Raw genomic sequence first — 13,055 nt, forward strand, 5'->3', positions numbered from 1 at the left:
ACGCGCTTTCCCGTCGTAACAGGGGAACCACCGATGTGTCGCTCAATATATGTTTATGTACTTTTTCGGCCGAAGGAGTGTCCTGTGACGGAAAGCCCGGCCAGCCAGTTGCCATCACCGACCGAACGCCGACGCCTGCGCGAGGCCGGCGGACTGACCGAGGCTCAGGTCGCCGCGCGGATCGGCGTCGGCCGTGCCACGGTCCGCGCCTGGGAGCGCGGCCGGGACACTCCCGGCGGCCGGGAGGGCGAGGCCTACGCCCGTCTGCTGGCCGGCCTCGCCGGGCCCGCGGCCGGGCGGACGGACACGCACGACCCCGCGGGGTCACCGCCCGCGTTGACGCCCGCTCAGGCCTTCGACGCGCTGTACGCGTTCTGCGCTCCGGCCCTCGCCCGGCAGGCGTACCTGCTCACCGGCCGCCGCGAGCTGGCCCGTGAGGCCGTGGAGCACGCCTTCCAGGTCGCCTGGCAGCGCTGGCCGGAGGTGGCGCAGGACCGGGACCCGGCAGGCTGGGTGCGGGCGGTGGCGTACGAGTGGGCCCTCTCCCCCTGGCACCGCTTCCGCCCCCGCCACCGCTCCCCCGAACCCCCGCCGGACGACCCCGCCGACCGCGCGCTGCTGCACGCCCTGCTCGAACTGCCGCCCTCCTACCGGCGCACCCTCGTGCTGTACGACGGCGTCGGCCTCGACCTGCCCGAGACGGCGGCGGAGACGGAGGCGAGCACACCCGCCGCGGCCGGCCGGCTGACCCGCGCCCGGGAGGCGGTGGCCGCGCGGGTCCCGCAGCTGGCCGACCCCGCCGAACTGCACCGGCGGCTGGTCGAGCTCGCCTCGGCCGAGCGGCCGCGGCCGCCCGTGCCCGCGACCGTGCGGACCGGCGGCGAACGCCGGAACGTCTTCTGGACGCGCGCGGCCATCGCCTTCACGGTCGCGATCGTCGGCTCCACGGCGCTGACCCTGCGCACGGCGCCGACCCACTACGAGCCGCCCGTCGCCCCGGCCCAGGCGGTGCAGGGGGTGCCGCCGCCGGCCGCCCTGGGTCCCTTGTCCCGCGCGGAACAGGCGCTGCGCGAGAAGCTCCGCCGCTCGCAGACCGGCGGCCCGCAACGGCTGACGCCCATGGCCGGGTGACGTGGTCGCGCCCGCCGGGCAGGCGGGCGCGAACGCGGGCAGCCGGGCGCGAACGCGGGCAGGCCCGCCCCCTCACCGGGGACGGGCCTGCGGACGCTCAGCCGGGTGCGTCAGGCGCTCAGGATCTCCCGCGCCAGCTTCGCCGTCTCGGTCGGCGTCTTGCCGACCTTGACGCCGGCGGCCTCGAGGGCCTCCTTCTTCGCCTGGGCGGTGCCGGACGAACCGGAGACGATGGCGCCGGCGTGGCCCATGGTCTTGCCCTCGGGCGCGGTGAAGCCCGCGACGTAGCCGACGACCGGCTTGGTCACGTTCTCCGCGATGAACGCGGCCGCGCGCTCCTCGGCGTCGCCGCCGATCTCACCGATCATCACGATCAGGTCGGTGTCGGGGTCGTCCTGGAACGCGGCCAGGGCGTCGATGTGGGTGGTGCCGATGATCGGGTCGCCACCGATGCCGACGGCCGTCGAGAAGCCGATGTCACGCAGCTCGTACATCATCTGGTACGTCAGCGTGCCGGACTTCGAGACCAGGCCGATGCGGCCCGGCTTGGTGATGTCGCCCGGGATGATGCCGACGTTCGACTGGCCCGGGGTGATGATGCCGGGGCAGTTCGGGCCGATGATGCGGGTCTTGTTGCCCTTCTTGCCGGCGTACGCCCAGAAGGCGGCCGTGTCGTGCACGGCGATGCCCTCGGTGATCACGACGGCCAGCGGGATCTCGGCGTCGATGGCCTCGACGACCGCGTCCTTGGTGAACTTCTCCGGCACGAAGATGACGGAGACGTTGGCGCCGGTCTTCTCGACGGCCTCCTTGACGGTGCCGAAGACCGGTACCTCGGTGCCGTCGAAGTCCACGGTCTGACCCGCCTTGCGCGGGTTCACGCCGCCCACGACCTGGGTGCCGTCACCGAGCATGAGCTTGGTGTGCTTCATGCCGGTGGCGCCGGTCATGCCCTGGACGATGACCTTGCTGTCCTTGTTGAGCCAGATAGCCATGGTGTGTTGTGTCCTCGTCCTGAGTGCTTACTTGGCGGCGTGGGCCAGCTCGGCGGCCTTGTCGGCCGCGCCGTCCATGGTGTCGACGCGCTGCACCAGCGGGTGGTTGGCGTCGGTGAGGATCTGCCGGCCCAGCTCGGCGTTGTTGCCGTCCAGACGGACGACGAGCGGCTTGGAGACGTTCTCGCCGCGGTCCTCCAGGAGCTTCAGCGCCTGGACGATGCCGTTGGCGACCTCGTCGCAGGCGGTGATGCCGCCGAAGACGTTCACGAAGACGGACTTGACGTCCGGGTCGCCCAGGATGATCTCCAGGCCGTTCGCCATGACCTGGGCGGAGGCGCCACCGCCGATGTCCAGGAAGTTGGCGGGCTTGACGCCGCCGTGGTTCTCACCGGCGTACGCGACGACGTCCAGGGTGCTCATGACGAGACCGGCGCCGTTGCCGATGATGCCGACCTCACCGTCGAGCTTGACGTAGTTGAGGTTCTTCTCCTTGGCGGCCGCCTCGAGCGGGTTGGCGGCGTCCTTGTCGTGGAGTTCCTCGTACTCGGGGTGGCGGAACTCGGCGTTCTCGTCGAGCGACACCTTGCCGTCGAGGGCGAGGACGTCACCGGAGGCGACCTTCGCCAGCGGGTTGACCTCGACGAGGAGGGCGTCCGACTTGATGAAGGTGTCCCACAGCTTGACGAGGACGTTCACGACCTTGTCCGCGACCTCGGCCGGGAACTTGGCGGCCTCGACGATCTCGCGGGCCTTGGCCTCGTCCACACCGTCGATCGGGTCGATCGGCGTCTTGGCGACGGCCTCCGGACGGGTGGCCGCCACCTCCTCGATCTCCATGCCGCCCTCGACGGAGGCGATGGAGAGGAAGGTGCGGTTGGCGCGGTCGAGGAGGTAGGAGACGTAGTACTCCTCGACGATCTCCGGGGCGGTCTCGGCAATCATGACCTTGTGGACCGTGTGGCCCTTGATGTCCATGCCGAGGATGTCCGTCGCACGGGCGACGGCCTCGTCCGCGGAGGCGGCCAGCTTGACGCCACCGGCCTTGCCGCGGCCACCGACCTTCACCTGCGCCTTGACGACGGACTTGCCGCCGAGCCGCTCGGTGATCGCGCGCGCCGCCTCAGGCGTGTCGATGACTTCACCGGCCAGCACCGGTACATCGTGCTTGGCGAAGAGGTCCCTCGCCTGGTACTCGAACAGGTCCACGCGCTTCCGTCCCTATCAGTGATCTCGCGGTTCGTTGGATGCGTGGGCGTGCCGCGAAGGGCAACGTGACGTCCGCTGTGTCACAAGGGAAGCGCACACGGTGTCCGAGCGCGCGGCATGTCCGTCTCGCAGGTTATCGCCGCTTGCGGGGGCTCCCTAAATCGAGGGTCACACCTGAGCGGTGATACCTGTCACATGATGCCGGGTTCGCTGGCACGGGGTGCCGACATGGGGGGATGCGTGCGGCCTCACCGGGCTGGGGTGAACCCGGTGAGGCCCCCGGTACGGGCCCCTGGAGGCCCCGGACGGCTGATCCCCACCCCAATGGGGACCACCCGTCCGCGTACCGCGGAGGACCGGCCCGGACATGCCGACGGCATTCGGCCGTCCGGGCCGGTTCTCCTCCGCGGAGTCTTCGCGGCCCGTCAGGCCCGCACGCCGTAGTGGCCGTAGTGGTTCGTCAGGTCGTGCACATACCCCGGCGCGGCGTTCTCAGCGGCCCGCCCGGTCCCGTCCACGGCATGCGCGGCCAGCGGCCCGGCGGTGACCCGCGCGGTCCAGCCGAGGTCCCGCGCGAAGGGGCCCGCCTGACGCGTCACGGGCCCGGCGGCACCGGCCACACCGTCCACGAACGCCACCGCCTCACCGGCCACGCCGTACGCCGCCCCGCTCGCGCTGCCACCGACGCCGTCCACGGCCGGCCGCACCGTCCCGGTGACCTGACCGACAGCCGGCCCGACGGCACCGGTGACCTGACCGACAGCCGGCCCGACGGCACCAGTGACCTGACCGACAACCGGCCCGACGGCACCAGTGACCTGACCGGCGGCCGGCCCGACGGCACCGGTGACCTGGCCGGCGGCCGGCTCCACGGCACCGGTGACCCCGGCCTCGAACGGCGGCACCTGCCCGGTCACGCCCTGTGCGAAGGCCCCGGCCCGCCCGGTCACCTCCTGGACGCCCGGCGGCACGGCGCCCACGACGCCGTCCGCGAAGGGCGCCGCCGCACCGGCCACGCCGTACCCGAGCGCCCCCGCGTCCGTCACGGCCTGCCCGGCGACCGGCACCATCCCGTGCACCGCGGCGGCGGCCACCGGCGGCACGGCGGCGGCTGCCGTCTCGTCCACCACCACGGCGGCCGCACCCGGCACCGCCCGTGCGGAGCCCGCGGCCCGCCGCCGCGCATCGGCGACCCTGCCGGCAGCGTACGCCGGGACGCCCGCGACGGCGGCCGTGACCTGCGGGCGGGCGTCCGCGCTGGTGCGGTGGAGCCTGGTCTGTGCGGCGGCCAGCGCCTCCTCCAGCTCGGGGGCGAAGGAGGACAGCGGGCCGAAGAGGTAGTCGATCTCGCCCTGCGGGCCCGGGGCCGGGAGGGGCGTGACCACGTCGGTCGCCCTGGCGGCCCTGGCGGTCGTGCCGCCGAGGAGTCCGTCGCCCCTCTCCCGGGCGTGCACCGCATGCTGTGCGGCCTCCGCACGCCGTGCGCGTGCACCAGCCGCGCGCGCGTCGGGGCGGGCGGCCTCGGCACCCTTGACGGCTTCCTCAGCCGTGGCCTTCCCGGCAGCGGGGGTACTGGCGCCGGTGCCGGGCCGGCCGCCGGCGCGGTCGGCACCGCCGGTGGCGGTCCGGTCGGCGACGCCGGTGGCGGTCCGTGCCTGTCGGTGCGCCTCGGCCGCCGTGTCCGAGAGGGTCCCGGTGGCGGTGTCGGTCAGCCTGGAGACGGTGCCGGGGACGCCCGTGGCGCCTGCGACGTCGGTGACGCCGGTGAGGACGCCGTCGACCGTGCCGACGAGCGCGCCGGTCAGGGTGCCGGAGCCGCTGTCGGTGTCCGGTGCGGAGACCGCGGGCGAGGACAGCTCGTCCGCGCTGGCGGCGGCCGAGCCGAGCGCCCAGACACCGGTCACACCGGCGGCGATGACGATGGAACGGCGGATGTTCTTGTTCATTGCGTGCGTCAGTCCTTCGGAACGGCTGGGAGTTCCGTCCGGGGATCGCCGGGGGATCAGCGAGATCGCCGAGGGATCGGGAAGCGGGTCCCGGACGGACGGGCAGACCTGTCGCGTCCCGCGCCACGGGTCGGTGGCGGGGAGGCCGGCCCTGGCCCTAGCCGGGGAAGAGAGGGATGTCCCGGTGCCGTTCCCGGGTCCCGGGCGCGTCGACACGCGCGGTGGCTCCGGCCAGGAGCCGCACGGGCGCCCGGCCGTCGAGGGCGACGGCGTGCGCGTCGCCGTGCCGGGAGGCGGTGCCGTCGGCCGCCTGCTTGCCGAGCGCGCCGTCCGGGTCCCCGGACGGCGTGGGCAGTTTGGCCGGGGCTCCGGCAGGTGCGGTGGAACAGGCGGTCTGGGTGTGCGCCGGGGCCTGCGCGGTGGCGGGCACGGCACCCGGTCCGTACGTGGCGCCCGACGGACGCACGGGGGCGGCGGCGCGGTGACGGCCGTCGCCCTTGGCGCTCCCGGTGCCCGGCCGGTCGGCCCGGCCGGCCGCCGGCGCCATGCCGCCGGGCCGGTCCGCCCCGGGCGCCGGGGTGACCGGCACGGGCAACTGCTGCGCGGGCAGCGGGTCGGAGACTCCGGGGACTCCTGGCACTGGCAGTCCCGGCACGGGCAGTCCCGGCACGGGCAGTCCCTGCGCGGGCAGGGAGGTGGCCCCGGGCAGCGTTGTGGCCCGCACCTCGTCGAGGGCGCCGGACGTCTCGCGCACGACGGTGCGCACGGGGGTCACGACCCGTTCGGCGACCGCTTCCACCGAGGTGACGGTTCCTCCGACGACGGTCCCGCCGGTGACCCCCTGCACGGAGCTGACGGCCCGCCCGACAACGGCCCCGGACGGGTTCTCCTGAACGGTGGTGACGGCCCGTCCGGCGACAGACCCGTCGGCGACCCTCTGCACGGAGGTGACGGGCCGTCCGACGACGGCCCCACCCGTGACCCCCCGCACGGAGGTGACGGCCCGTTCGGCGACGCCCCCGGCCGTGGTCTCTTGAACGGTGGCGACGGCTCGTTCGGTGACGCTCCCGGCCGTGGCGGGCTTTCCCCCGGTGGGCTCTGCCGTGGCGGGCCTCGCTGTGGCCGGCCCTCCCGTGGCCGTCGAGTCCTCGGCGGCCGGTGCCGTGGCGCTCGGCGCCGTGACGGTCCTTGCGACGCCCTGGTGCCCGGACCGAAGCAGTGGCGAACTCACCGGACCCACAGACGGCGTGCCCTCGGCCGCCTGCGCCTGCGTCCCGCAGAGGAAGCCGAGCGCGAGCAGTCCGCCCACCAGCAGCACCAGTTGGAGCACACGCCGCCCGCCCGCGGTACGCAGCGCGCGCACAGCGGTCCCGAACCGAGCTGCTGTCAGGGGCAAGAGGCGGGCGCTTCCTGGAGTCGGGGTGAAGGCGGCGTAGATACTCGCACGCACGGCCCGAGGTAGCGCAAGCCCCCTGTTACCAATGAGTAGCCATGTCCCTTTCGCCGCCCCGCGTCACGCGGTGTCCGGTATGGGCAGCGGCCGCTTCTCGATCGCCGCCGCCATCACCTCGGGGAACAGGTCGGGCGTGCAGGCGAACGCCGGTGCCCCGAGCGCGGCGAGCGCCGCCGCGTGCTCCCGGTCGTACGCGGGCGCTCCTTCGTCCGACAGCGCGAGCAGGGCCACGAACTGCACCCCGGACGCCTTCATCGCCGAGACCCGCTTGAGCATCTCCTCCCGTATGCCACCCTCGTAGAGGTCGCTGATCAGCACGACGACCGTCTCGGCCGGCCGGGTGATCTGCTCCTGGCAGTAGGCGAGCGCCCGGTTGATGTCCGTACCGCCGCCGAGCTGGGTGCCGAAGAGCACGTCGACCGGATCGTCCAGCTGGTCGGTGAGGTCCACGACCGCCGTGTCGAAGACGACGAGCCGGGTGTCGATCGACCGCATGGAGGCCAGCACCGCCCCGAAGACCGACGCGTAGACCACGGACGCCGCCATCGACCCCGACTGGTCGATGCAGAGGACGACCTCCTTCTTCACGGACTGCGCGGCCCGCCCGTACCCGATCAGCCGTTCCGGCACGATCGTGCGGTACTCGGGCAGGTAGTGCTTGAGGTTGGCCGCGATGGTGCGGTTCCAGTCGATGTCGTGGTGGCGCGGCCGGCTGACCCGCGCGCTGCGGTCGAGGGCGCCGGTGAGGGTGGCCCGGGTGCGGGTGGCGAGCCGCTTCTCCAGGTCCTCGACCACTTTGCGCACCACCGCCCGCGCGGTCTCCTTCGTCGTCTCGGGCATGGCCCGGTTGAGCGAGAGCAGTGTGCCGACCAGATGCACGTCGGCCTCGACCGCCTCCAGCATCTCCGGCTCCAGCAGCAGGGAGGCGAGCCCGAGCCGGTCGATGGCGTCGCGCTGCATGACCTGGACGACGGAGGAGGGGAAGTAGGTGCGGATGTCCCCGAGCCAGCGGGCCACGGACGGTGCCGAGGCGCCGAGGCCCGCCGAACGCTCCCGCCCGCCCTGCGGTTTGTCGCCCTTGCCGTACAGCGCGGCGAGCGTGCCGTCCATCGCCGCGTCCCGGCCGGACAGGGCGCATCCGGTGCCGTCGGCCTGGTCGCCGCCGAGCACCAGCCGCCAGCGCCGCAGCCGCTCGCGCGCCGGGTCGGCGGGTTCCGTCAGCAGGGGTTCGCCGGTCATGCGCCCACTCCCGTCAGGCAGTCGTCGTCGCTCGTCGTGGTGCCGCCGTCCGGGTCCGGGCCGAGCAGCAGCCGCAGCACCGGCAGCACGGCGTCGGCCCGCGCGGTGTCCAACTCGGCGGCGAAGCCGGGCAGCACCGATGTCCTGGCCGTGCGGGCGGTGTCCGCCCCCGGGCCGCGGCGCACCAGTTCCCCGAGGGTTCTGCGCACGCCCGGCTCGTACGCCGAGAAGGTGCGCCGCAGCAGCGGCAGCACGTCGGTGAAGGCGTCCGCGGGGACCCCGGTGAGCCAGGTGTCGACCAGACCGAGCAGCCGTTCGTCGTGGACCAGCAGCATGCCGCCGCCGCCCCCGGCGAAGCCCTCGATCCAGGCCGCCGCGTCGGCCGGCGGGGTGCCCGGCGAGAGCACCAGGCCCATCAGCCGGGCCGCCTCCTCCGGCTCGAGCTCGCCGTCGTCCAGCAGCAGCCGCACCGCCCGCCCGCGGACGACGCCGGGCACGGTGTCCCGGGCGGCCAGGGCCCGCAGCACGGCACGCCACCGGCCGCGCAGGTCGCCGTGGCCGGCGGCCGGTGCGCCGGCCAGGGTCTCCGCGAGGAGGCCCACAGCCGTGTGCACGGCGTCCACGTGGCCGCGCATCTCCAGTGCCGCGTCCGCGTCCAGGGCGGCGCAGGCCGCCGGCAGGCCGACGAAGACCCGCTCGGCCAGGCCCGCCGCGACGCCGGCCAGGGCCCCGGTGTCGGTGCCGCGCACATCGCCGTAGCGCAGCGAACGGACCAGGGCGGGCAGCGCCTGGGCGAGATGGCCGACGTCCGTGTCGAGGGCCGCCCGGTCGGCGAGCACCCGCATCACCACGGGCAGCGCGTCCGGCAGCCCGGCGAGCAGGCATTGCTCGGCGAGGGCGGTGACGTCGGCGAGGGCGCGAGCGGCGAGCGCGTCCGCCTCCGCCTTCGCCGTGGCCGCGGCGAGCACGGTCGTCCCCCACACCCCCGCCTCGGCGACCCGGACCGACAGCTCCGGCTCCCAGCGCAGCCGCCAGGTCTCCCGGAAGGTGCCGGTGCTCCCGCGTGACTCGGCCGGCTCGCCCCAGCCGACGCCGAGCAGCCGCAGCCGGTGCAGCAGCCTGCCCCGGCCGGCGTCGGTGTCCTTGCGCAGGTCGAGTTCCAGCTCCCGCTCCAGCGCCTCCGGCTTCAGCCGCAGCCTGCGCTGCTCCCGGGCGAGGTCGCGCTGCAGGGGCACCGCGGGCGCCGATTCCGGCACCTCGCCCAGCAGGTCGCCGACGACCAGCCGGTCGTGCACCAGCGCCAGCGGCACGTCGGAGCCGTCGCACATCACCGCGCGCACCGCGTCGGTGGTCTCGGTCAGGCCGGGCAGCGGGCGGCCGCGCATCGCCGCGAGGGTCCCGGCGAGCCGCACCGCCTCGATGACGTGCGCGGAGGAGACCATCCGGTCCTCCTCGCGCAGCAGCCCCGCCACCTTGGTGAGCCAGCGCTCGACGGGACGGTCCGGCGCCCGGAACAGGTGCCCGTACCAGCCCGGCGAGTCGATCCCGGCGCCGTAGCCGCTCGACCGGGCCAGCCTGCGGTGTGTCCACGGCACCCAGGTCAGGTCGGTCCTGAGCTTGGGCAGCCCCTTGAGCAGCGCCCGGTCCGCGGTGACGGTGGCCCGCTCCCGCAACGCGGGCACGTGCCACGCGCCGCACACGACGGCCACCTCCGGCCCGAACTCCTTGCGCGCGGCGCGCACCTGGAGCCGCATGTGGGCCTCCCGCACCAGGTCGCGCGGTCTGCCGCCGGCGCCGTAGCGCTCCCGCAGCGCGGCCATGGCCTCCTCCAGCGCGGCGAACGGCGCGAAGGGGTCCAGGGGGCCGGCGCCCCGGTGCTCGACGACGTCCTCCCACCAGCGCTCGGGATCGTCGTAACCGGCGGTTTCGGCGAGCACGGCCAGCGGGTCGAGGCGCAGGTCCCGCTCCGGCTCCTCGTCGTCGTGCGGGCCGGTCCCGGACGGTGTCTCCGGCTCGGTGTCCCAGGCCAGCGTGTGCGCGGCCGGCAGGTCGATGAAGCGGACCGGGACGTCGTGCCCGAGGGCCCAGCGGATCGCCACCCACTCGGGGCTGAACTCGGCCATGGGCCAGAACGCCGAGCGGCCGGGCTCGTCCACGGCGTGCGCGAGCAGGGCGACGGGGGGCCGCATGTCCGGGTCGGCGGCCAGCGCGACCAGCGGGTCGGCCTCGGGTGGTCCCTCGACGAGCACGGCGCCGGGCCGGGCCGCGTCCAGGGCGGCCCGCACCGCGCGCGCCGAGCCCGGCCCGTGGTGCCGTACGCCCAGCAGCAGCGGCCCGGAGCCGTACGCGCCGTCCCGGGCGGCGGTGCCGCTCACGCGCTCACCTCCCGGCAGGCCCGGTAGAAGTCCTTCCAGCCGTCGCGCTCGCGCACCACCGTCTCCAGGTACTCCTGCCAGATCACGCGGTCGGCCGCCGGGTCGCGGACGACGGCGCCGAGGATGCCGGCGGCGACGTCTCCCGCGCGCAGTATCCCGTCGCCGAAGTGGGCGGCCAGGGCCAGGCCGTTGGTCACCACGGAGATCGCCTCCGCCGTGGACAGCGTGCCGCTCGGCGACTTTAGCTTGGTGCGGCCGTCGGCGGTGACGCCGTCGCGCAGCTCGCGGAAGACGGTCACCACCCGGCGGATCTCGTGGACGCCGTCCGGCACGGCGGGCAGGTCGAGGGAGCGGCCGATCTGCTCCACGCGCCGGGTGACGATGTCGACCTCGGCGTCGGGGCTCTCCGGCAGCGGCAGCACCACGGTGTTGAAGCGGCGGCGCAGGGCGCTGGAGAGGTCGTTGACGCCGCGGTCGCGGTCGTTGGCGGTGGCGATGAGGTTGAAGCCGCGGACCGCCTGCACCTCCTGGCCCAGCTCCGGGATCGGCAGCGTCTTCTCGGAAAGGATCGTGATCAGGGTGTCCTGGACGTCGGCCGGGATGCGGGTCAGCTCCTCCACCCGGGCCGTCATCCCCTCGGACATGGCCCGCATCACGGGGCTGGGCACGAGGGCGTCCCGGCTGGGGCCGTGCGCGAGGAGCTGCGCGTAGTTCCAGCCGTAGCGGATCGCCTCCTCCGGTGTGCCCGCCGTGCCCTGTACGAGCAGGGTCGAGTCGCCGCTCACGGCCGCCGCCAGATGCTCCGACACCCAGGTCTTGGCCGTGCCGGGGACGCCGAGCAGGAGCAGGGCGCGGTCGGTGGCGAGGGTGGTGACGGCGACCTCGACGATGCGGCGCGGGCCCACGTACTTCGGTGTGATCACGGTGCCGTCCGGCAGGGCGCCGCCGAGCAGGTAGGTCGCCACCGCCCACGGCGACAGCTTCCAGCGGGCCGGACGCGGGCGGTCGTCCTGGGCGGCGAGCGCGGCGAGTTCGGCCGCGAACGCGTGCTCGGCGTGCGGTCGCAACGCCTGTGCGTCCTGGTTCCCGGACGCCTGCGCGTCCTGGTTCCCGCTCGCGTCGACGGACATCGGTTCCACGGACACAGACATGGCTGAGGCCCCCTCCAGCTCGGCCGGTTCGGATCTGTCACCAACCGTGCACCACCCCACTGACAATCGCCCTGACCTGCACGAACGGGCTCACGAGTCCGATTGTCAGTGGCGGGACCTACCGTCGTTTCCATGACTGAGCAGGGGGTGCGCTGGACCGCGGACCAGGTGCTGGCTCTGGCGCCTGACGCCGCGTCACGCAAGGCGGGAAGCAGGCTGGGCACGGCCGGGCCGTGGTCCGGCACGGGTAGCGGAGAGGGGACGGTGTGGGGGCTGTGCAAGGGCAGCGGCAGCAAGCCGTACCAGACGGTGGTGGACCTCGCGGACGTCACCGGCCCGGCGTACAGGTGCAGTTGTCCGAGCCGTAAGTTCCCGTGCAAGCACGCCCTCGGGCTGCTCCTGCTGTGGGCGGAGGGGGACGGCTCGGTACCGCGGCCGGCCGAGCCGCCGGACTGGGCCGCGCAGTGGCTCTCGGGCCGGCGCGAGCGCGCGGAGAAGAAGGAGACCGGAGACGGTGGCGGTTCGGCCTCCGGGACCGCCGACCCCGGGGCGGCGCGGCGACGGGCGGAACGCCGCGCCGAGCGGGTCACCGCGGGCGCGACGGAACTGGAGCAGCGCCTGGCGGACCTGCTGCGCGGCGGTCTGGCCACGGCCGAACAGGCCGGCTACGCCCTCTGGGAGGAGACGGCGGCGCGCATGGTCGACGCGCAGGCACCCGGACTCGCGGCGCGGGTAAGGGAGTTGGGCGCGATACCGGCCTCCGGCCCGGGCTGGCCGGCGCGGCTGCTGGAGGAGAGCGCCCTGCTGCACCTCCTGGACCAGGGCTGGCTGCGCCACGACCGGCTGCCGGACGCCCTCGCCGCCACGGTCCGCTCCCGGCTCGGGCTGCCGGCCCAGTCGGACGGCCCGCCGCTGCGCGACCGCTGGCTGGTGCTGGCGCAGTACGACACGGCGGACGCGAAACTGACGACGCGCCGGATATGGCTGCACGGCGCCGACTCGGGTCTGACCCGGCTGCTCCTCTCCTACGGCGCGGCCGGCCGGGCACCGGAGCTGTCACTGCCGGTCGGACTGGTCCTGGACGCGGACCTGTCCGTGTTCCCCGGCGCCGGTCAGGCGCGGGCGGCCCTGGGCGAGCAGTACGCGCCGCCCGTGCCCGCCGCTCTGCGCCCACCCGGCGCGACCACCGCCGAGGCGGCGGCGCGCTACGGCGAGGCGCTCCGCGAGGACCCCTGGCTGGACTCGGTCCCGGTCACCCTGGACGGGGTAGTGCCGGCCCAGGACACGGAGGCGGGCGGCGGCTGGCAACTGGCCGACGCGCAGGCGGACTCGGCGCTGCCGCTCACCGAGGCGTTCCGTGCCCGCCCCGGCCTGTGGCGCCTGGTCGCCCTGTCCGGCGGCGCGCCCGTGCGGGTCTTCGGCGAGTGCGGCCACCGCGGCTTCACCCCGCTGACGGCGTGGCCCGGGGGCCCGGGCGACCCGGTGACGCTGTGCTGACCGGGCGGGACCGCCGGCCGGAGTCCGGCGCGGCGCAGTCGAGGACGGAAAGGGAAGGA

Annotated in this window: 9 protein-coding genes; 2 read left to right on the plus strand and 7 right to left on the minus strand. The window is 74.7% G+C overall.

The window, feature by feature from the left end:
• The first annotated feature begins 84 nt into the window (after positions 1-84).
• Positions 85-1,131, plus strand: a complete 1,047-nt coding sequence (locus TNCT1_RS02745; RefSeq protein ID WP_174266117.1) for a sigma factor-like helix-turn-helix DNA-binding protein — start codon at positions 85-87, stop codon at positions 1,129-1,131.
• A 110-nt stretch (positions 1,132-1,241) separates the two neighbouring features.
• Here TNCT1_RS02745 and sucD read toward each other — a convergent pair whose 3' ends face one another.
• The 7 genes from sucD to TNCT1_RS02780 form a co-directional block, all read right to left on the minus strand.
• On the minus strand, positions 1,242-2,126 hold the full coding sequence (sucD, locus tag TNCT1_RS02750; RefSeq protein WP_143627738.1) for a succinate--CoA ligase subunit alpha: 885 nt from the start codon (positions 2,124-2,126) through the stop codon (positions 1,242-1,244).
• Positions 2,127-2,153: 27 nt separating this feature from the next.
• Positions 2,154-3,335: an ADP-forming succinate--CoA ligase subunit beta gene (gene sucC / locus TNCT1_RS02755; protein WP_133919908.1), complete on the minus strand. Its 1,182-nt coding sequence runs from the start codon at positions 3,333-3,335 to the stop codon at positions 2,154-2,156.
• Between the two features lie 425 nt (positions 3,336-3,760).
• The gene (locus TNCT1_RS35460) at positions 3,761-5,281 is read right to left on the minus strand and encodes a hypothetical protein (protein ID WP_160160371.1); all 1,521 of its coding nucleotides are present in this window, start codon (positions 5,279-5,281) and stop codon (positions 3,761-3,763) included.
• Between the two features lie 157 nt (positions 5,282-5,438).
• A complete protein-coding gene (locus tag TNCT1_RS02765) occupies positions 5,439-6,644 on the minus strand; it encodes a hypothetical protein (RefSeq protein ID WP_143627739.1) in 1,206 nt (401 codons plus the stop codon).
• 150 nt (positions 6,645-6,794) lie between these two features.
• Positions 6,795-7,973: a VWA domain-containing protein gene (locus TNCT1_RS02770; protein ID WP_174266118.1), complete on the minus strand. Its 1,179-nt coding sequence runs from the start codon at positions 7,971-7,973 to the stop codon at positions 6,795-6,797.
• Entirely contained in the window at positions 7,970-10,348 is a 2,379-nt protein-coding gene (locus TNCT1_RS02775) for a DUF5682 family protein (protein ID WP_143627741.1), read from the minus strand. The genes TNCT1_RS02770 and TNCT1_RS02775 overlap by 4 nt, the downstream gene beginning before the upstream one ends.
• Positions 10,345-11,499 carry an AAA family ATPase gene (locus TNCT1_RS02780; RefSeq protein WP_174266119.1) on the minus strand — a complete coding sequence of 385 codons (1,155 nt, stop codon included), beginning with the start codon at positions 11,497-11,499 and terminating at the stop codon, positions 10,345-10,347. The genes TNCT1_RS02775 and TNCT1_RS02780 overlap by 4 nt, the downstream gene beginning before the upstream one ends.
• Positions 11,500-11,631: 132 nt before the next feature.
• Here TNCT1_RS02780 and TNCT1_RS02785 point away from each other — a divergent pair, with 132 nt between their 5' ends.
• Positions 11,632-12,996 (plus strand): SWIM zinc finger domain-containing protein, encoded by a 1,365-nt coding sequence (locus TNCT1_RS02785; RefSeq protein ID WP_143627743.1) that lies wholly within the window; start codon positions 11,632-11,634, stop codon positions 12,994-12,996.
• The last annotated feature ends 59 nt before the right edge of the window (positions 12,997-13,055 follow it).

Origin of the sequence: Streptomyces sp. 1-11, from assembly GCF_007176755.1 — a bacterium.
Lineage (GTDB): Bacteria > Actinomycetota > Actinomycetes > Streptomycetales > Streptomycetaceae > Streptomyces.